Consider the following 20,357-nt stretch of genomic DNA (forward strand, 5'->3'; position numbering starts at 1 on the left):
TCGCTTACACAGCTAAAGGGCAATTTGATTCTCGCAAACTTCACTTGAATTTATGGACTATTGATAATTCGTCGATCTACAGGCTGTTAAACCCATCATAAACTCAGTCGTGCCCTATTCTGCTCTAAAAGTTTCTCGCCAATCCCCTTGACCTTTTTTAAGTCATCGATACGTTTAAATCCGCCATTCTGATTACGATAAGCAATAATCGCCTGTGCTTTCTTTGCCCCGACACCCGTGAGCTGTTGTAATTGTTCAGCATTTGCAGAATTTAAACTGACTTTTAAAGCTGAGCTGTTTGAAGACTGGGCAGATGATGGTGGGCCTTTTTGACTACTGTTCGATGGCGATTTTTGGCTATTCGGTCGCGAAAGATAGTATTGATCGTCGACTTTTTTTAATTTTGCATCATGAGCCTGTTGTTCTGCTTTCCAGTTGAGATAAGCTTGATCAAACTGTTGTGCATACAAGCTCAAGGAACAACTCAAAATTACCAATAAAAAAGACGATTTTATTAGTTTTACTACACGATTAAAATAAAAATGCTGATTACTCATTGCTAACCTGTGATTTTAATTGTTGCTTTGCTTGATCCCAAAGGAGATCCATTTCTTTTAAAGACACATCTTCTAATCTTTTATTTTTAAAATTGATTTGATCTTCAATATAAGCAAAGCGAGATTTAAATTTATAAATGGTTCCTAACAGCGCCATCTCACTTGAAATGCCTAGTTTACGCCCTACATTGATTAAAGAAAATAAACAATCACCAAATTCATCTATAATTTCATCAGGTTTTTCCGATTGCAGCGCCTCTTCAAACTCTGCCAATTCTTCTTTGACTTTATCGTAGGCCTGCGCCACATCAGGAAAATCAAAGCCTACTTTTGCGACATTTTTTTGAATGTTTTCTGCCTGAGATAAAGCAGGGCCATGTTTTACCGCATCTAATCGAGATTGAGTTTTGCCCTGTTTTTCTTGTTGTTTAATTTCCTGCCACAACACCGACACTTGTTCAGGCGTTAAATTATCAAATTGTTGTTTTTGGAAAACATGTGGATGGCGTCGGATCAATTTTTGACAAAGTACATCGACAACATCGTTAAAATCAAAAGCCCCCTGCTCACTGTACATCTGTGATTGAAAAACCACTTGCAGCAATAAATCACCTAATTCATTTTTAATTTCATCGATATCACCAGAACGTACTGCTTCTTCCACCTCATACGCTTCTTCAATGGCATAGCACGTTAAACTTTCAGGTGTCTGTTCACGATCCCAAGGGCATTCTGCACGTAATTGTTTCATGATGGCGAATAGCTGTTGCATTTTATGTCCTTTAAGATCAATAACAAATGACTGCACAACACTTGTTGTTATGCATATTTTATGTTCAACTCTTTGCAATCAAAATAAACTAAAAAAGGATGCTGCAATGAGTCAAAGCATATTCATTAGTGGTGCTGCGCAAGGGATTGGGGCTGCGATTGCACGTCTATTCTACCAACAAGGTTATCAAGTTGGTATTTATGATATCAATGAAGCGCAGGCTCAAATTTTAGCAGATCAATTGGGTGACAATGCCAAAGCGGGCAAATTAGATGTGAGCGATTATGCACAATGGCAAACCGCGCTTAAAGAATTTTCTCAATGGGCAAATGGCCTCAACATTTTAGTCAATAATGCCGGGATTCTTTATTCTGGAGATTTTGAAAAAACCGAAATTAGCGCCCATCATCGTACAATCAATATCAATGTCAATGGCGTTTTAAATGGCTGTCATGCCGCACTTCCCTATCTAAAACAAGCAAAATTTGCGCGTATCATCAATCTTTCCTCAGCATCAGCCATTTATGGACAAGCAGATTTAGTCTCTTATTCTGCCAGTAAATTTGCCGTACGCGGTATTACAGAAGGATTAGATATCGAATGGCAAAAATATGGCATTCGTGTACTAGATGTGATGCCGCTTTTTGTCCAAACAGCGATGGTGACAGACATGGATGCAGGCGCGATTCAAAATATCGGGGTCAGTCTCACACCCCAAGATGTTGCGGAGCAAGTGTTTGCACAGGTTAAAGCCAAAGGCTCACTTTTCACCGCCACACATCGCCCAGTCGGTTTAAAAACTAAAGTAATGTTTACACTTTCTGCTATTAGCCCTCAATTTATCAATCGCTTGAGCAATTTAATACTCACGAGAAAACCTAAGCTTTAATATTGTAAAAACTAATCCAATAGAGATTAGCTTTCTATTTATAAATTAAACTTATAGCAAAATCTAATAGACAATAAAAAACTCGCATTTCGCGAGTTTTTTATTGTTCAAATCATAAAATCTGATCAAGACAAGATAGCTTAATTACCTTGAACCAAACGTCGAGCACTGATAATGCCAGGCTGTTGTTCCAATCTTGCCAAGAGGCGAGACAATTGCGCTAAGCCTTTCACTTCAATCAACAATTTCATATTGGCAATACCATCTGCTTCAGAAATCGTATTCACCTGACGGATATTGATCTGATCTGAAAAAATCACTTGGGTCAAATCTTTTAACAAACCACGGCGATCATACGCTTCCACCACAATTTGCACACTTTGCCCACGTGTCGGTTGCATCTCCCAATCCGCTTCAACCGCACGATCAGGTTCTAACTTGATCATGCGCATATAATCTGGGCATGCAACCTTGTGAATACTGACACCACGATTCAATGTGATATACCCAGCAATCGATTCACCATGAACAGGCTGACAACATTGTGCAATATGTAATTCAACATTGTCCAAACCATCAATTAAAATTCCATGCGCCGACAAGGTATGACTTGCACGCGGATTTAATGTTGGTTTTAAAACCAGCTCTGGTTCATCTTGATCTAAGTGCATGTGGCGATTGACTTGATTGATCAAGGCATGCAGGCTAATTTCCCCACTCACCAATGACACCAAGATGTCATCCCCAGTTTTCACATTGAAGTGATTACAATAATCACTTAAATCAATACTTTTCGGGTGAATCGCTAAACGTGAAAGTTCTTTATTGAGTAGCTCACGCCCAACTTCCAGATTTTTACTGCGATCTTGTTGCCTAAACCAGTGGCGCAACTTGTCACGTGCACGTGCTGTTTTAATATAACCCAAAGAGTTAACCAACCAATCACGATTGGGTTCACGATCTTTCTTGGTTAAAATCTCAACCTGTTCGCCTGTTTTTAAGGTATAGGTTAACGGCACATAGCGTTGGTTGACCCGTGATGCATAGCACTTATTGCCGACTTCGGTATGCACATGATAAGCAAAATCAAGCACCGTCGATCCGCGTGGTAGTTCTTTAATATCCCCATCACGACTAAACACATAGATTTTTTCAAACCCTTCAAAATCTTGAATTTGTTCAAAATCTTCTGTTTCGTCCTCATTGGGATGTGCACTGGTTTCGGTACGTTCTTGATAATGTTCAAGCACTGCACGTAAAGAATGCAAACGATGATTAAATGAATAGTCGGTGGTTTTCGAGCCTTCTTTATAATTGAAGTGTGAACACACGCCCAACTCGGCTTCTTCATGCATTTCTTTGGTTCGGATCTGGATTTCCAAAGATTTATTTTCTGCAATCACCGCAGTATGCAAAGAGCGATAACCATTGGCTTTGGGGTTGGTAATATAGTCATCGAACTGATGAGGAATATGACGCCAAATTTGATGCACAATGCCTAAAGCGTGATAACACTCTGCGACAGATTTAACCAAAACCCGTAACGCGCGAATATCATAAAGCTGATCAAAACTTAGATTTTTACTCTTCATTTTGCGGTAGATCGAATAAATATGTTTGACCCGACCTGAAATCTCGGCCTCGATATCATGCCCAGCCAACTCATTCTTGAGTTTATCTACCACAAACTGGATATATTGTTCACGCTCTAGACGCTTTTCATTGAGTAAAGAAGCAATCTCTTTATAACGTTCTGGTGCCAAATAACGGAAAGCAAGATCTTCGAGCTCCCATTTTAATTGGGCAATGCCTAAACGATGTGCCAAAGGCGAATAGATGGTGAGAATTTCTCGTGCAACACGCTCTTGACGTTCTTTTGAAGAATGCGCCAATTCACGTAAAGCAAAGGTCCGTTCCGCCAGTTTAATCAAGACCACACGAACATCTTCTGTCACAGAAATCAACATCTTATAGATGCCTGTCAGATGTTCACGCTGATTATTATTAAAGTGATCTTCTAAACGTTTATTCTTTTCAATCAGTTCAGAAAGTTTACCCATCGCCAAAGTGCCTTTGACAAGGTTGTAAACCTGCTCACCGCATTGTTGCTGTATTTCCTCTAAAGTAGTGAGATCTTCACGCACACTACGATAAAGCACAGCTGCTGCCAGCGTATCTTCATCGACATGTAAATGCGCAAGAATATCGGCCATTCCAATGCCTGTTGCAAAGGTATTGGTTCTGGAATTTACTGTGGTCGCCAATTCTTTTTGTAATACTAATTGCGCGACTTCTTCTAACTGCTTAAGTTCAGCACCGTCTAAAATTCCACGCACTCGATCTAGCCAAGTTGCTAGAGCCTGTTGCGCTTCATCGGCATGTTCTACAGTCGCTTCCTCTGATAGCTCATTGAGCTGATCAGGAAGTTGCTCACGTACTGTGACCATACCCTACTCCTCTAACTCTATATTTCATTATAAATCGTTTATCTCTAATTTCTTTTCAAACAAAGCAATCGATTCTACATGCCCTGTGTGCGTAAACATGTCCATCACACCGGCTTTAGTGAGCTGATAACCATGTTGTACCAAAATTCCAGCATCTCTGGCCAATGTTGCTGGATTACACGACACATAAACGATTCTTTGCGCACCAAATTTGGGCAAATAATGCATAACTTGTTCTGCACCCGCACGAGGAGGGTCAATCAATAATGCATCAAATCCTTGATTTGCCCAAGAATAATGCGAAAAGTCTTTTGTTAAATCTTGTGAATAGAATTTAACATTGCTTATGCGATTGTTCAGTGCATTTTCTGTACCACGCTTCACCATCGCTTCGCTACCTTCAACAGCAATGACTTTTCCTGTAGCACCCACACGTTGAGCGAGCGGCAGAGAAAAATTCCCCAATCCACAAAATAAATCCAAAACAGTTTCACCTGCTTTCAACTCAAGCAAATCACATGCCAGATTAACCATCTGTGGATTTACAGTGGGATTCACTTGGGTAAAATCTGTTGGATTAAACGCAAACTCGATATCAAAATCTTTTAAACGGTAATGCAAATGCATGTCTGCCTGAGCATCATCTAGCCGTTGTACACTTTCCACACCCGCAGGTTGCAAATACAACTGCCACTGTTTCTGTAACGCATATTGTTGCAATAGGTTGACATCATGGGCTTTTAATTTTTCAGTATGGCGAACCAATAATGAAATTTCGCTATCGCCTTTGGCTAATTCTATATGACCAATGCTGCTTTTGCCTTTTAGACTTTCGAGTAATGCCTTGATTTCAGGTAAGGCCTGATCTAATTCAATATCTAAAATTTTACAGGTTTCAATTGCAGTTAAGTGATTGCTCTGTGCTTCACGGAAACCCATCAATAATTTATTTTGTTTAGCTAAATAACGCACCCCTATTCGGGCTTTATGCCGATAGTCGGTACGCGTTGAACGCAATGGTGCTAACCACTGTTCAGGCACTAAACCCGCAAAGTGGCTGAGATGTGACTTTAAAACATCTTGTTTTAAGCGAATTTGCTCATCTGGATGAATATGTTGCATATTGCATCCACCGCAAGTACCAAAATGTGGGCAGATCGGTTGAATACGATGTGGATTTGGCTCACTGAGTAATTCAATACTGTCTGCTTCTTCAAGTTTGGATACTTGACGCGTCACTTGAGCTTTTACAGTTTCACCAGGCAGTGCATAGCGAATAAAAACTTTTTTACCCTGCTTTTCACTTGGATGATTGAGTTCTGTACCATAATGCGCAATCCCTCGCCCTTCGTGTGACAATCTTTCAACTTTAAAAATATATTGTGGAAGCTGAGATGGTCGAGGTTTGGCTCTATGTTTCAAAGGGATACCTAATCGGGTGTGGAGGAAAAATCTGCTTGAGTAAATTTAGTTCGCTGTGAGGTTTCACGCCAAACATTTAAAAACTCATGTTGTTGAGCTTGTCCTTGCAAATAATGAATCGAGGCTTGAATCCATAAACGATGATCTTGCAAAGAAATCTGACCTTTAAGCAAAGCCCATCTTAAGAAAATCAACCATGTATTTAAAACATCACCTTCGCAATAGCTGGTGAGTTTCAACCATTGCTGTGTATTCACATATTCGGGAACAAAATAACCTGAAATACCACGTTTACCGGGATAACCCAATAAATGCGCAACATCATCCAATTTCTGGAAATGACGTCCATTAAACATCGCCATGACATCCATTAAGTCGACATGACGGTTGTGGTATCTGTTCTGATAGTTATTATACCTTTTTTGTGTGTCAATCTCACCTTGATCGAACAAACTTGGTGCAGATAGTCCATGATACATGGCACGGAATAAAATCACAGGCAAATCAAACTGTGAACCATTCCAGCTCACGAGTGTTGGATGTCTTTTATCAAAGATAGATAAAAATTTTTGTAAAATTTCAGTTTCAGTATAGTGCTCTCGACTAAATGAAAACAGTTTCATCACACCATTTTCATCAATCCACAATCCCGAAATACAAACAATTTCATGTAAAGCCAAGCGCTGAAAATCCATCCCCGATTCTTGACGGCGTAGTTTTGCCAACGCCTGTTCTAAATCGTCCTGTGGTAAATCCAAGCCATATAAATGCGCCCCTGACTTAAGATCGGTCAGGGTTTCGATATCAAAAACTAAAACTGGAAGACGCATAAAAGCTTTACTCAATACTCAAGTTTGCCATCATGAAGCAATTTATGACTTCGAAGCAACTATTCTTGATCCTCAACAGAGAACAAACCTGTAGAAAGATAACGATCACCTCTGTCACAGACAATACATACAATCACTGCGTCTGGATTTTCTTCAGCAATTTTAACCGACGCCCATACAGCACCACCTGAAGAGGTCCCAGCACTAATGCCTTCTTGACGTGCTAAACGGCGTGCGGTTTTTTCCGCTTCAATTTGCGGAATATCCATGATCTGATCGACACGGCTTGGATCAAAAATAGTCGGTAAGTATTCTTGTGGCCAACGACGAATACCTGCAATATTTGAACCTTCTGAAGGTTGTAATCCGATAATTTGAATATCTGGATTTTGTTCTTTTAAATATTTAGAGATCCCCATGATCGTGCCCGTTGTGCCCATAGAGCTCACGAAATGGGTGATTTTTCCTGCGGTTTGTTGCCAAATTTCAGGACCTGTGGTCAGGTAGTGTGCTTCTACATTGTCTGGGTTGCCAAACTGATTTAATACTAAACCTTGGCCTTCACTTTGCATTTGCAAAGCCATATCACGCGCAACTTCCATATTGGTTGCTTCGATCAATTCAGCGCCATAAGCACGCATCGCATCTTTACGTTCTTGGCTAGAGTTCCCCGGCATGATCAATTTCATTTTATAACCACGCATTGCGGCGACCATTGCCAACGCAATCCCAGTATTTCCACTCGTCGCCTCGATCAACGTATCACCCGGCTTAATTTGACCACGCTGTTCAGCTTTCATGATCATGTTATATGCAGGACGATCTTTGACAGAACCAGCAGGATTATTGCCTTCTAGCTTTGCCAATACTGTTGCTTGAGTATGACTTGCCAAACGTTGTAAACGCACCAGAGGAGTTTTTCCTACATAGTGATCTAACAAAAATTCGTCGGCTAAGAAATCAGGTTGTGTGTGACTCATCGGTTGCACCTATATCGAGGTGGGCATATTGTATGAAAAAAAGGAACATACTGCACATCTTTCCGCTTCATTTTGCTTGGAATGATCAAACTAAATTCATATATATCAACACACCCAAGTAGGAGCATGATTTTCTTTATTGAATAAAATTAAATAGATATAAAAAAATAAACTTTACTTAGAATTAGAAATGATAAAGTTATCTATAAAACAGCATAACTCATTTTCAATTCACAAGATTTTTAGTCATATTGTCATGCAGGATGATTAAAGCATGTTAATATCTTTGCCATGGGCAATGAGTTGCTGGAACAATGTCGAATTTCAATAAAAAACTCTTTAAACGCTTAAAACTCAATCACGCTTATGGTCAACTTATTGCGTTAATTTTCGTGCCAATTATGATTTTGGCATGTGTTGGAACAGCACTGGTTCTTTCTGAAACATCAGCTGCGGCCAAGTCTAAACAGCGCTTCCAAGCCATCGCGATATTGAGCCGTTACCAATATACTGCTGAGCAACTCACCGCAGTCATGGAACAGGATCCAATTCAACACGCCAAAGCTGAAAGCATTTTACAAAAAATGTTTAACGAAAAACATTTACTCAGCGCAGCGATTTTAGATGAAAATAACGTCAATCATTTAAGTGTAGGCTACCAAAATCAACGTGCTTGGCCAAAAATTCCAAAATCAGGCACTTTCTTTGGACCAATTCAAAATAAGTACAACAATATTTATGGGATTAAACTAAACCCCACCAAATCTGCTGAAAATATGTGGTTGGTGATTGAACTTGATAATCAACCTTTAGAAATTTCACATTATCGTGTCATGATCGTATTGATTACGACTGCCTTATTAACGCTACTGTTGCTTCTATTGTGTCTAAACTTCTATTCAAGACGCTGGATTGCGCCGATGTACGAAATTCGGATGCAATTGCAACGCTTAAATGCAGATACGCTTGATCAACATATGGTGATCAACAGTACTGGGGAACTTCGCTTATTACAGCGTGATATTGCCAATGTAGTGAAAAGGCTACATTTCAGTTTCCTTGAACTAAAAGAACATACTGAACAAACGGAAGATGATTTACGTCGTACACTAGACACCTTAGAAGTCCAAAACATTACCTATAAACAAGCCCGTGATCAGGCGATTTCATCCAATCAGGCGAAGTCGGTCTTCCTTGCCAATATCAGTCATGAATTACGTACCCCATTAAATAGTATTGATGGCTTTATTCATTTGATGTTGCGCCAAGACAATTTAAGCAATGATCAAAGTTTATATTTACAGACCATCCGTAAGTCTTCTGCACATTTATTAGCATTGATTAATGATGTACTCGATTTCTCGAAAATTGATGCAGGTAAATTAGAACTCGAAACCGCACCTTTTGATCTTGAAGAAGCAATTTTCGATGTGATGGATATGCTCTCGCCATTGGCAGCGCAAAAACATATCGAGATGGCATTCTATTTTGCAGACAATGTGCCTAAACATGTCATTGGTGATGCCTTACGCTTTAAACAGGTGCTGACTAATCTTATTTCCAATGCGATTAAATTCACCCCTGATGGTGAAATTATTGTTCGTGCGCGGATGGAACATGATGATATCGGACAATGTTTGCTGCACTTTAGTGTACAAGACAGTGGGATTGGCTTAAGTGGTACCGATCGTAAACGACTATTTGAATCATTCTCTCAAGGTGATGCTTCTGTCACTCGCCAATTTGGTGGTACAGGACTCGGTTTAGCTATTTCCAAGCAACTTGTACATTTGATGCATGGTCAAATTGGCTTTGAAGATAACCAAGAACGCGCACCAACAGAAAAAGGTTCAACCTTCTGGTTTACCGCCATGTTAACGGTAAATGAAGATGAAGAAATTGTTCATCCATCATTTAAAAACTTAAATGTGGTGTCTTTCTTGGCACACCCTGCAACCGCCAATGTATTACGTCATTACTTAGAAGACTATCAAGTCCAGCATACTGAAGCACAATCGATTTTAGATCTGTTTAGCCGACTAAATAGTTTAGAAAAAAATACTGAAAACACCTGGTTGATCGTTGATCACAGTGGAGATACCGAAGCCTTACTTAAAGAAATTCGTGGTCGTTATCAAGGTCATTTGGCGGTATATGGTTATCAAATGTCACTTGATCCAAATATGTTGACTGAATATAAAGCGCGTCCACTGTATCAACCACTGAGCCGTAGTTCAGTGATTCAACTATTAAGTAATCAGCCTATTTTTGAACAAGAACATCATAAAGACTTTAAAGGGCAAGATTTACACGTTTTAGCAGTAGATGATCATTTACCGAATTTGATCGTACTAGAAGCGCTATTAGGTGAGCTCAATGTAAAAACCACCAAGGCACTCAGTGGTCAAGAAGCCTTAACCATTATTCAGCAAGGGGTTGAACAAGGTGCAAAACCATTTGATCTTATTTTTATGGATATCCAAATGCCAGTCATGTCTGGGATAGATACCACACGGGCGATTCGCTCTTTGGAATCTACCTTAGATGGTATGCGGATGCCGATTATTGCGTTAACAGCTCATGCATTGGCTGATGAGAAGCAAAAACTACTCAAAGTGGGTATGGATGACTATGTAACCAAGCCGATCCAGATTGAACAAATTATTCAAATTCTCACCAATTGGACAAGCGATAAATTTATTCAACATCAGCAACCTATAGAAAACACAGTATATATCGAAGCGCTGGATGCTTATATTCTAGATTGGAAACAAAGCCTTGCTTTAGCAGCCAATAAAGAAGATCTCGCACAAGATTTGTTAAAAATGCTCGTCGACAGCTTCCCAACGGAACTGGCTGAAATTGAACAACTTATTGAGCTTGAGGACTTCCCACAATTAGAACATGTCTTACATCGCTTATATGGTGCTACCCGTTATGTCGGTACACCCAAATTACAACGTATTACAGGTGATTTTGAACAATTCATTTCCATGCTACGTAAAGAGCGTCGCAAAGCAGATGAAGCCTTTATCCAAGACGTGATGAAACGCTTTGATGAGCTTCAATTGGCGATTCATGAAGTTGAAACTGCGGCACAACAGATTTTACCCGTTTCATAAATACAGCGCAGTTCTACCCGATTCAGCGCTATAAATGCTTTTCTTATCGTGTTTTAAGCTGTTTTTTAAATCCTCAGGATAAAACCCAAATTGACTCTGGGTTTATCCTGTGTATGGTTTTTATTGTTTCTTTAAAACAGCATGAATTAAAACAATCTTTTTATTGCAATCATCTTATTAAAGATCCAATAAAATGATACAGGTCACTATTGCAATCCTGTTTTGGCTTTACCACCTAATTGGCACATCAACACAGTTTCGGTGACTCTACTGTCATGTAACTATTCAATTCACATGCTATGCTGATGACCAAGGAAAAAATGAGTCAAGATCATGGCACTACTACATATAGAAAAAAACAATGGTATCGCAACAGTTTCATTAAATCGTCCAGATAAACGCAATGCTATGAGTTTTGCTTTACTCCGTGAATTGGTAAGCGCCGCACAACAGATTAAAAAAGACCGCAGTATTCGTGTGGTGATTCTGACGGGTGAAGCCAATGTATTTAGTGCAGGTATTGACCTTGCTGACTTAAATAGCCCTAAAAATACAGCTTTTGCTGCTTGGGAACTGATTAAACCCGGTCAAAGCCTATTCCAAAAAGCATTTTTAATCTGGCAAGAACTACCTGTCCCTGTCATTGCAGCAATTGAAGGCTTCTGTTTTGGTGCTGGGATGCAACTTGCATTGGCTGCAGATATCCGTATTGCACACCCAGAGACTAAAATGTCAATCATGGAAAGCCGTTGGGGGCTTGTGCCTGACATGGGCTTAACCCGTTCAATCAAGGGCGTGATTGGTATTGATTTAGCCAAAGAACTTACCCTCACTGCACGTATTTTTGATGGAAATTATGCCAAAGACATTGGTTTAGTGACGCATGTAGACGACTCACCGTTGGCAAAAGCTCAAGCCATTGCAGAAGAGATGCTGCAACGCTCGCCAGATGCGCTGATGGCTGCTAAACGTGTTTTAGATGCGATGGAACATCAACCTCAGAAATCTTTACGTTTAGAGAAGATTTGGCAGTTAAAATTACTCTTGGGTAAAAATAGTCAAATTGCACGTAAAAAGGATAAAAATCCTGAATTAAAATTTTTACCGCGCCAATATAAATAATCCAAAATTATTATTGAAAGCTTTTTGAGTTATAAAATGAATTTTGATCGTAACAGTAAAATTGCATTTTTAGGGATGGGATTAATGGGTAGCCGTATGGCAACCCGATTAATCCAAGCAGGGTTGCATGTCGCTGTCTGGAACAGAACCGCATCTGCTTGTGACGCCCTTATTGATCTAGGCGCTCACCCATTACAGCTTGAGAATATTGCAGAATATCCGATTATTCTCAGCTGCCTTGCTGATGATAAAGCTGTACAGCTGGTCTATGAGCACATTGAACCCTATTTACAAGCCAAGCAAGTGATTGTGGATTTCTCCAGTTTATCTGTGGATAAAACCAAGCAGCTGGCTGAAAGCGCCACAACAAAACAGGTGATTTGGATTGACTCACCTGTTTCAGGTGGAACAGCAGGCGCTGAAAATGGCACGCTGGTTATTTTTGCTGGGGGCAATGCTGAGGTGATCCAAGCACTAAGCCTCGTTTACAATATCCTGTCACAGCGTGTCACACGTATGGGTGAAACAGGTACTGGACAAGCCACTAAAATCTGTAACCAACTTATCGTTGCTGCCAATAGCACCTTGATCGCGGAAGCTGTTGCGCTTGCCAGTAAATCAGGTGTAGATACAACCCTATTGGCGCCGGCTTTGGCTGGTGGTTTTGCCGACTCAAAACCTTTCCAAATTTTAGCCCCACGCATGGCAACACATACTTTTGAGCCAGTACAATGGAAAGTACAAACGCTTTCTAAAGACTTAAATAATGCTATTCAACTTGCACAACAATTTGATTTAGAAATCCCTGTGGCTCAACGTGCACTTGGGCAATTACAAAGCCATCAAAACAACGGATTTGCTGAGTCGGATTTAGCCACAGTCATTCATCAAGTGGAAAATAAATCGGGTTAAAATACACGGAACTACACATAAATAAGTTGAAAAATAATCTATTGCCTACTACATTGAAGATGAGAGTCCAAATATAGCAAGGAGCGTTCTTATGACTAAACTCGCAGTAAACCTATCTTTGATTTTTACTGAAGTGCCGCTCATTGAACGCTTTGCTTTGGCACATCTTCATGGCTTCCACAATGTAGAAATTCAATTTCCGTATGAATTAAGCATTGAAGAGATTCAAGCTCAACTTGAACAATATGACCTCAGCCTTTGCCTCATCAACGTTCCCACCGGTGACTTGATGCAAGGTGGAAACGGACTTGCTGGTGTGCCTGGTCAAGAACTGGCATTTCATCAAGCCTTAGAACTTGCAATTGAATATGCAGAAGCGCTCAATGTTCCAAACGTCAATATTTTGGCAGGTAAACAACCACAAGATGCCGATTTACTCCCCTGTTTAAACACCTTGGCAAACAATTTAAAACTGGCTTGTCATCTGCTCTCTAATCGTGATATTCAGCCTGTATTTGAAATGATCAATGGTACAGACATGCCACGTTTCTTGGTTCAAAATATTGCACAAGGCCAAGAAATGTTAGAAGCAGTACAGCATCCTGCATTAAAAATGCAATTTGACTGTTACCACATGGCGATGATGGGCGAAGATGTACTGGCAGCCTTACAAGAAAATATTGATTGGATTGGGCATATACAATTTGCTGACTGCCCAGGACGTCACGAACCAGATACCGCACAAATTGATTATTCTGCAATTTTTTCATGGTTAAAACAAAGCGCCTATACGGGCTTTATTGCAGCAGAATACAAACCACAATCGCATTCAAATCAGTCATTTGCATGGAAAGAAAAATATTTTTCCAACAACCATAGCTATTAAATAGGTGTGTGCTTAGGCAAACGGTTGCATTGTATAATTTGTATTTTTTAGACAAAAGCGCTATATTAGAAGATGAGATATTTTCTGGAAAATATACCTTATATGAATTTAGAACCATCGCCCAGCGCTTCTAATTCTCACGAACTTGCAATGAACACTCAAAATCAAGACGTACAGACTTGTTTAAAAGTCGTACAAGAAGCTCTACTTGATGTAAAAGCCAAAGATATTATTCAACTTGATGTCAGCGCTATTAGCAACGTTTCAGATGCAATTGTCATCGCGAGCGGGACATCAACACGCCATGTTAAAGCACTTGCTGACAATGTTGCTGAAGAAGCACGTAAAGCAGGCTTTCGCCCAATTGGTGTTGAAGGTGAACGAGACGCTGAATGGATCCTTATCGATTTAGGATTTGTAGTCGTACATGTGATGCTACCAACAGCACGTAAATTTTATGATCTGGAAAGTTTATGGCGTGCGACACCTGAAAGTGTTGCCTAACGTTTAATACAGAACTTAAATATGAAAAAAGCGACTTTATGTCGCTTTTTTTAGTGCTTGGCTTTTTTCAAAGCTTTTAAGTACTCAATTTTTTAACGACTTAATTGAGTATGCATTACGCAGTTTACAAATCAGTTTAAATACTAAGAATGCAACGCCAAAACTCCACACAAAATTTACCGCAATCCCAATACTTTGATCGATAACACTGGCTTTGTTGGCTAAATTAATTACGGGGTTATCTGTCAAAGAAACAGCCAGTGTGCCCCATGCTCCACAAATACCATGTACCACAACAACTTCACGAATATGCTTAGAATCAATCCAATAGGTCAATAAACGGGGTAAATAGATTGTGAATAATCCAGAAACCAAGCCAATAATCAATGCCGATGACAAATTCACTAAACCACAACTTGCCGTGATCGCCACCAAGCCACCCAAAGCACCTTTAATCATTTCAACCCATGAAATAATTTTATTGTTGAGTACCAAGGAAAAAATCAAGGGTGCAATCATTGCCCCAAAGAGTGCAGCAAAGGCATTGACGACAATCACCCCTATATCCGCATAGAGTGCTGAGATATAAACTACATTTAGACCTGACCATGCCAGCCAAAGAATAAAGCCAGCCAATGCCAAAGATAAGATTTTATAATCTTCAAAGATTAAGTCTTTTTTTAAGATTTCTTGTCGGTCTTGAGGTTTTAAAGTTAAGTAGCCCGCCAAAACAATCCATGCTGCGGTGGAATGCACCACTGTTGAACCCGCGAAATCAATAAATCCTAACTCTTTTAACCAGCCCTTACCGAATAAGATATTTCCCCAAGTCCAGCTACTAAAGAAAGGAAAGATCACACCTGCGATCATTAAACCGGTTATCCAGTTGACGAATAAGGGAACTTTACTTGGAATCACTCGCCCAACCACAGTGGTGATTGTGGTGGCCATTAAGGTATAAAAAAATAATAGATTCCAATGCCAGCCATGCAGCATGCCATTCATATATTTTTCGGAGCTGGCATCTCCTGCAAGAAGAATTTTTGCGCAGAAGAAACCAAAAATAAGCGTTCCTAAAACTGCTGAAACATAATTGACCAATAATGCGGAAATTGACTTATAGGTATTTTCATATCCGCCTTCAACTACAGCAAAACCAGCTTGCATCAGAATGACAAATATTCCACCAAAGAATAAAAGCTCGTAGTTGGTAATGAGATTAAAAGCAGCAAGGTCACTTTCTAAACTTGAAGCAAAACTAAAATTTGGATAAAAAAATATGATGCAAATTAAGCTGATGAAGTATTTAAATCGCACTATATAATTAATCCTAACCTATCGCTTTTTCATCGCTTTAAATTCACAATAATTAGTATTTTCGCTACTTAATTATCATTTAATTTATCAAGTATAGAGAATTTCATGGAGAAATAAACTAATTTTTATGTAAAAAATATAGCTTACAAAGTACACACGACGAGCAAGATTGTTTGTTCGTGATCGAGTACTATTTATTTTTATTTAAAGATAAGCAGCTTACATTTAACTGGTTTTATTAAACAATGCCGATTTGCAATATATGTGGCTTAAGGTTGAAAATTTCAGCACTTAGACGTATAGATGCCACACTCTAATATGGAATAACGTTGTTGCAATTTATGTGTTATGCAGAATGAAAACATCTATACCGTTTTTAATCAACCATGTTGAATAATTTGAATCTGTGGAAATGCAAAGCCCTTACAGGATAATTCAGAACGCCATGCCACCGTCAGCATGACTCGGCTCAGCTGGAGATTTTGATAGGCAAAGCTGCCCAATAACGGATGCGTAGAGATCCCACCATCATTCATCACATGCACTCCAGTATTTAGCTCATTTAGACTCAAACGAATCCCTAGGCCCGATGCTTTTAAAATCGCCTCTTTTGTGGTCCACACCTTAAACCAAAAAGTAGGATCAAAGTCTAACGCTTGCCAAGCTTGATATTCTTGAGGATGAAAAGCATGTTTAGCTAAAGCCTCAAAGCGCACCTTTCGATCTAAGTCCTCGACATCCACACCCAAATCTTGGATCTGTTGACTACTTGCCAAAGCATAATGGTGCTGACTATGTGAATGATTCACGTGAAACTTCGGATAATTAATTAAATAGGGTTTACCAAAATCTGTTTTTTCAAAAGAGTGGTTACTAATTTCAACTGAAAAAATATCAGACAACAATTGGTTTCTGTATTGATAGATCGCCTGTTTCAGTTCTTGGATCTGTCCCTTTCGATCGCTCGAATGGTAACTCGGAAGAATATTTTGAATAGAATTAACATCCAATTGAATAATACGATTCACAATCCATTCCCAAACATTTTTCATTATCTTAAATCAAAAAAACCCAAAGATCACTTTGGGTTTTGATGTATTCAACGCTAAATTTAGCTTCTAAATTTCTTTTCAGCCTTTTTAAATTTCTGTACATAACGACGACGACGTGCTGCAACACGCTCATCAATTTGAGATTTACGGCCTTCAAATGGATTTTCAGCTGTTTTAAAGTCAACGCGAACTGGTGTACCTTCAAGGTTATACACTTTACGGAAGACATTTTCTAAATAACGACGATAGTCCGCAGGCGTCTTATCCACCTTATTACCATGAATCACAATCGTTGGTGGGTTTTGTCCACCCATGTGGGCATAACGCATCTTAATACGTTTACCACTGATCATTGGCGGTTGATGTGCTTCAGTTGCATCATTCAAAATCTGAGTTAATTTTGCAGGTGAAACTTTTAAGTGTGATGAATCATAAGCACGGTGAATGGTTGGATACATCTCACCGACACCTGTTCCATGCAAAGCAGAAATCAAATGTACTTTTGCCCAAGGAATAAAGTCAAAACGACGATCAACATCCAATTTACATTGTTTGCGATCATACTCTGTCATGTTGTCCCATTTGTTAATGGCGATCACCATGGCACGACCAGCTTCAAGTGCATAACCGATCAAATGTAGATCTTGTTCAACCACACCTTCACGTGCATCTAAAACTACCACGATGACATGTGCATCTTTAATCGCTTGTAGCGTTTTAACGATTGAGAATTTCTCAATCATTTCATCAACTTTACCTTTACGACGTACACCCGCTGTGTCGATCAAGGTATATTGACGACCATCACGCTCAAACGGAATATAAATCGAGTCACGGGTTGTACCCGGTTGGTCAAATGCAACAACACGATCTTCACCTAACAAACGGTTAACCAAAGTAGATTTACCGACATTTGGACGACCAATAATTGCTAAGCGTAAACCTGTTGCCTTATCGTGTTCTTCTGGGTTTTCATCTTCAGGGACATCCACCAAGATATCCTCAAGCATTTGTTGAACACCACGACCATGACTTGCCGCAACTTGTAAGGGTTCACCCATACCAAGTTTATAAAATTCAACTAATGCAGCTTCAGCATGTACACCATCGACTTTGTTGGCAACCAAGTAAACCTTTTTACCAAGTGTACGCAACTCACGGGCAATCTGCTCATCAGAAGCCAATAGCCCAGCACGTGCATCGACAACAAAAACAATGATATCGGCTTCATTAATCGCAGTTTTTGATTGCTCTGCCATATATGAGTCAATACCACCTTCATTTTCACCGATACCCCCAGTATCAACGACAATGAAAGATTTATTTTCATAAGTTGCATCACCATATTTACGATCTCGGGTAAGACCAGCAAAATCAGCAACGAGTGCATCACGGCTCTTGGTAATCTGGTTGAATAACGTTGATTTGCCGACGTTTGGACGACCAATGAGCGCAATTACGGGTTTCATAAAATAACCTTTATTCAAGATCAGCCAGTATGACTGGTCTGAACATCAGAAATGTATAGGAAGAAGAATAGGAAAAACCTAAAATAAAAACACGGGGTATTGATTTTCAATCACCCCGTGTATGGAATTCATACGGATTGCTCTATTTTAACACAAGACTAAAAAAATAGAGAATCCTAATCGTGTCTGTTGATTAACTGTTAACGACTTTGCCAGATACTCATTGCACCTTTGCGTGTCGAAACATAAACTTGATTATCAATCACTCTCAACGTACGTACTTCACCACTGGTTTTAGCACGACCTAACGTTGTTCCTGTATTTGGATCAATTTGATGTAAATAACCATCTAAATCACCCACAACAAGATTTGAACCGAGCAATACAGGATTGCTTAAGTTACGGTTGAGCAGTTGCTCATTTTTCCAAAGCTGCTGACCTGTAATCAAGTCATACGCAATAATTTGACCATCGGTTTGCGATACGATGACTTTACCATCGGTCACTTCTGGACGGTTGATACTGCTTGAATTTTCACTCCACAAAACACGTTGTGAAGCTAAATCTAGAACAGTGACTTGACCTTGGAAACTCGTCGTAACCACATATTGTCCTGAAACAACAGGCTCACTGTCCACATCAATCAAACGCTGAATATCAGAACGACCTTCAGATACCGCAACACGACGTTGTAAACGCGGTACACCTGCAAGGCTATCTATTGCAAAAATATAGCCAGTAGAAGTGCCGATAAGCACGGTACGTGGATCTAAACTAACTGGAGTAGCTTGACCTCTTAAGCTAAATGAAGCGCTTGGTAATTTATAAGTCCACGCTTGCTGACCTGTCGCAACATCTAGGGCATAAACCGTACCGTCATTTGCAACCACAATCACGCGACCAGATTGAATCAAAGCAGAACTGATAATTGCACCCGACAATTGCGCAGACCATTTGGTCGCACCCGTTGCTTGGTCTAATGCAAAAACATGGCCTTTTTGATTACCAACAATCACCACACCATCTGCTGCTTCAACACCAGAGCTTAAGCCGTCTTTGGTAACTTTAGCATTCCATAAGCGCTGTTTGCCTTTATAGGCAGCCACTTCGCCTTTTGGATCTAAAGCAAACACAACACCATTGTCTGTATCTAAACGTAGACGTAATGCATCTTCACTGCTGGTCGAAGAAACACTGGTCGAAAATACTTGAACCAAGCTTGAAGCTTGTGCAACTTTAGGCAGTGGATTTGGCTTAATCTTCACTTCTTTCGTCTTATTACTTGAACAGCCGATTAAAGCGATTGATAAGATTGCTAAAGCAAAAGGTATTTTAAAATTTCTATCCATTAAGACTCATCCACTTGTGTTGCTAAGATTGGGCGTTCAAGATCAGGATCTTCTACTAATACGCCAACACTTTCGAGTTTAATTTGTAAAATTTGACGTTCTTGTTTACGCTCAACGACCGCATTCCATGCTGCTTGATACGATTTTTTTGCATTTTCAGTGTCATTTTTTGCCACATAAATATCACCTTTTAACTCATCAGCACTTGCCTGAAAAGCAGGATCATTCACAGCTGACAAGGTTTTCAAGCCTTCATCAAACTTCTTTTGCGCCAATTGCGCATCGGCAAGTTTGATTTTTACAACTTGTAACAAACCAGCATCTTTAATTTTAGAATTTTCAACTTTTTTCAGTTCACGCTCAGCCAATGCATAGTCATTTTTATCATAGGCAACTTTTGCCATGACAATTTGTGCTTGAATTGCATGAACAGAACCTGGATTGTCTTTGACAATTTTATCTGCTGACGCGACTAGGGCAGCAGTGACGTTAGCATCACCATTGGCTGCTCGCGCCTCATCCATCAATTGCTGAACTTTGGCTGTTTCATTTTGATTTTCAGCCAAAGTTTTCTTTTGCCAATATTCCCAACCGAAAAAGGCAATCAATGCAATGAGGACACCTGTCACCATAGCCGAGCCATATTTCTTAAAAAATGACTTCACACTATCCAGTTGCTCATCATCAGTCATTGCACTCATTTGACTCCCCTTTTCCTTATGATTAT

The 20,357-nt window shown here is 39.7% G+C and carries 17 protein-coding genes; 6 read left to right on the plus strand and 11 right to left on the minus strand.

The features are described from left to right. Positions 1-95: 95 nt before the first annotated feature. Positions 96-557: a ComEA family DNA-binding protein gene (locus M2R48_RS17945; protein ID WP_262087014.1), complete on the minus strand. Its 462-nt coding sequence runs from the start codon at positions 555-557 to the stop codon at positions 96-98. Next, a complete protein-coding gene (gene mazG, locus M2R48_RS17950; RefSeq protein WP_262087017.1) occupies positions 550-1,329 on the minus strand; it encodes a nucleoside triphosphate pyrophosphohydrolase in 780 nt (259 codons plus the stop codon). Before mazG ends, M2R48_RS17945 begins: the two co-directional genes overlap by 8 nt. Positions 1,330-1,435: 106 nt before the next feature. On the opposite strand from mazG, the gene M2R48_RS17955 reads away from it, so the two are divergent. Further along, entirely contained in the window at positions 1,436-2,218 is a 783-nt protein-coding gene (locus tag M2R48_RS17955) for an SDR family oxidoreductase (protein ID WP_262087018.1), read from the plus strand. Positions 2,219-2,358: 140 nt separating this feature from the next. Here M2R48_RS17955 and M2R48_RS17960 read toward each other — a convergent pair whose 3' ends face one another. The 4 genes from M2R48_RS17960 to cysM are packed head-to-tail and all read right to left on the minus strand — an operon-like array spanning position 2,359 to position 7,897. Further along, positions 2,359-4,665, minus strand: coding sequence for a RelA/SpoT family protein (locus M2R48_RS17960; protein WP_004725915.1), 2,307 nt, complete (start codon positions 4,663-4,665; stop codon positions 2,359-2,361). 27 nt (positions 4,666-4,692) lie between these two features. After that, positions 4,693-6,087 carry a 23S rRNA (uracil(1939)-C(5))-methyltransferase RlmD gene (gene rlmD, locus M2R48_RS17965; protein ID WP_262087019.1) on the minus strand — a complete coding sequence of 465 codons (1,395 nt, stop codon included), beginning with the start codon at positions 6,085-6,087 and terminating at the stop codon, positions 4,693-4,695. 8 nt (positions 6,088-6,095) lie between these two features. After that, entirely contained in the window at positions 6,096-6,917 is an 822-nt protein-coding gene (locus tag M2R48_RS17970; protein ID WP_262087021.1) for a 3'-5' exonuclease, read from the minus strand. A gap of 59 nt (positions 6,918-6,976) precedes the next feature. Continuing rightward, complete coding sequence (cysM, locus tag M2R48_RS17975) at positions 6,977-7,897, minus strand: cysteine synthase CysM (protein WP_209828015.1); 921 nt, start codon at positions 7,895-7,897, stop codon at positions 6,977-6,979. 314 nt (positions 7,898-8,211) lie between these two features. Here cysM and M2R48_RS17980 point away from each other — a divergent pair, with 314 nt between their 5' ends. From M2R48_RS17980 to rsfS, 5 genes are all read left to right on the plus strand, one after another. Beyond that, entirely contained in the window at positions 8,212-11,019 is a 2,808-nt protein-coding gene (locus M2R48_RS17980) for an ATP-binding protein (protein ID WP_262087023.1), read from the plus strand. A 333-nt stretch (positions 11,020-11,352) separates the two neighbouring features. After that, a complete protein-coding gene (locus M2R48_RS17985; RefSeq protein WP_034612363.1) occupies positions 11,353-12,141 on the plus strand; it encodes a crotonase/enoyl-CoA hydratase family protein in 789 nt (262 codons plus the stop codon). 36 nt (positions 12,142-12,177) lie between these two features. Next, positions 12,178-13,053: an NAD(P)-dependent oxidoreductase gene (locus M2R48_RS17990; RefSeq protein WP_262087025.1), complete on the plus strand. Its 876-nt coding sequence runs from the start codon at positions 12,178-12,180 to the stop codon at positions 13,051-13,053. Between the two features lie 91 nt (positions 13,054-13,144). Further along, positions 13,145-13,939, plus strand: a complete 795-nt coding sequence (locus tag M2R48_RS17995) for a hydroxypyruvate isomerase family protein (RefSeq protein ID WP_034612357.1) — start codon at positions 13,145-13,147, stop codon at positions 13,937-13,939. Positions 13,940-14,041: 102 nt separating this feature from the next. After that, positions 14,042-14,443: a ribosome silencing factor gene (rsfS, locus tag M2R48_RS18000; RefSeq protein ID WP_016539395.1), complete on the plus strand. Its 402-nt coding sequence runs from the start codon at positions 14,042-14,044 to the stop codon at positions 14,441-14,443. A gap of 84 nt (positions 14,444-14,527) precedes the next feature. Here rsfS and M2R48_RS18005 read toward each other — a convergent pair whose 3' ends face one another. The 5 genes from M2R48_RS18005 to M2R48_RS18025 all read right to left on the minus strand — a co-directional run bounded on the left by M2R48_RS18005 (position 14,528) and on the right by M2R48_RS18025 (position 20,331). Beyond that, positions 14,528-15,760, minus strand: a complete 1,233-nt coding sequence (locus M2R48_RS18005; RefSeq protein WP_239044855.1) for an ammonium transporter — start codon at positions 15,758-15,760, stop codon at positions 14,528-14,530. A 380-nt stretch (positions 15,761-16,140) separates the two neighbouring features. Further along, a complete protein-coding gene (locus M2R48_RS18010; RefSeq protein ID WP_262087027.1) occupies positions 16,141-16,812 on the minus strand; it encodes a 4'-phosphopantetheinyl transferase family protein in 672 nt (223 codons plus the stop codon). Positions 16,813-16,871: 59 nt separating this feature from the next. Then, the gene (der, locus tag M2R48_RS18015; RefSeq protein WP_004725892.1) at positions 16,872-18,281 is read right to left on the minus strand and encodes a ribosome biogenesis GTPase Der; all 1,410 of its coding nucleotides are present in this window, start codon (positions 18,279-18,281) and stop codon (positions 16,872-16,874) included. A gap of 200 nt (positions 18,282-18,481) precedes the next feature. Beyond that, entirely contained in the window at positions 18,482-19,630 is a 1,149-nt protein-coding gene (gene bamB, locus M2R48_RS18020; RefSeq protein WP_004725891.1) for an outer membrane protein assembly factor BamB, read from the minus strand. Continuing rightward, on the minus strand, positions 19,630-20,331 hold the full coding sequence (locus tag M2R48_RS18025; protein WP_262087028.1) for a YfgM family protein: 702 nt from the start codon (positions 20,329-20,331) through the stop codon (positions 19,630-19,632). Before M2R48_RS18025 ends, bamB begins: the two co-directional genes overlap by 1 nt. Positions 20,332-20,357 lie beyond the last annotated feature (26 nt).

Origin of the sequence: Acinetobacter sp. I-MWF, from assembly GCF_025433935.1 — a bacterium.
In the GTDB taxonomy this organism is placed as follows: Bacteria; Pseudomonadota; Gammaproteobacteria; order Pseudomonadales; family Moraxellaceae; genus Acinetobacter; species Acinetobacter guillouiae.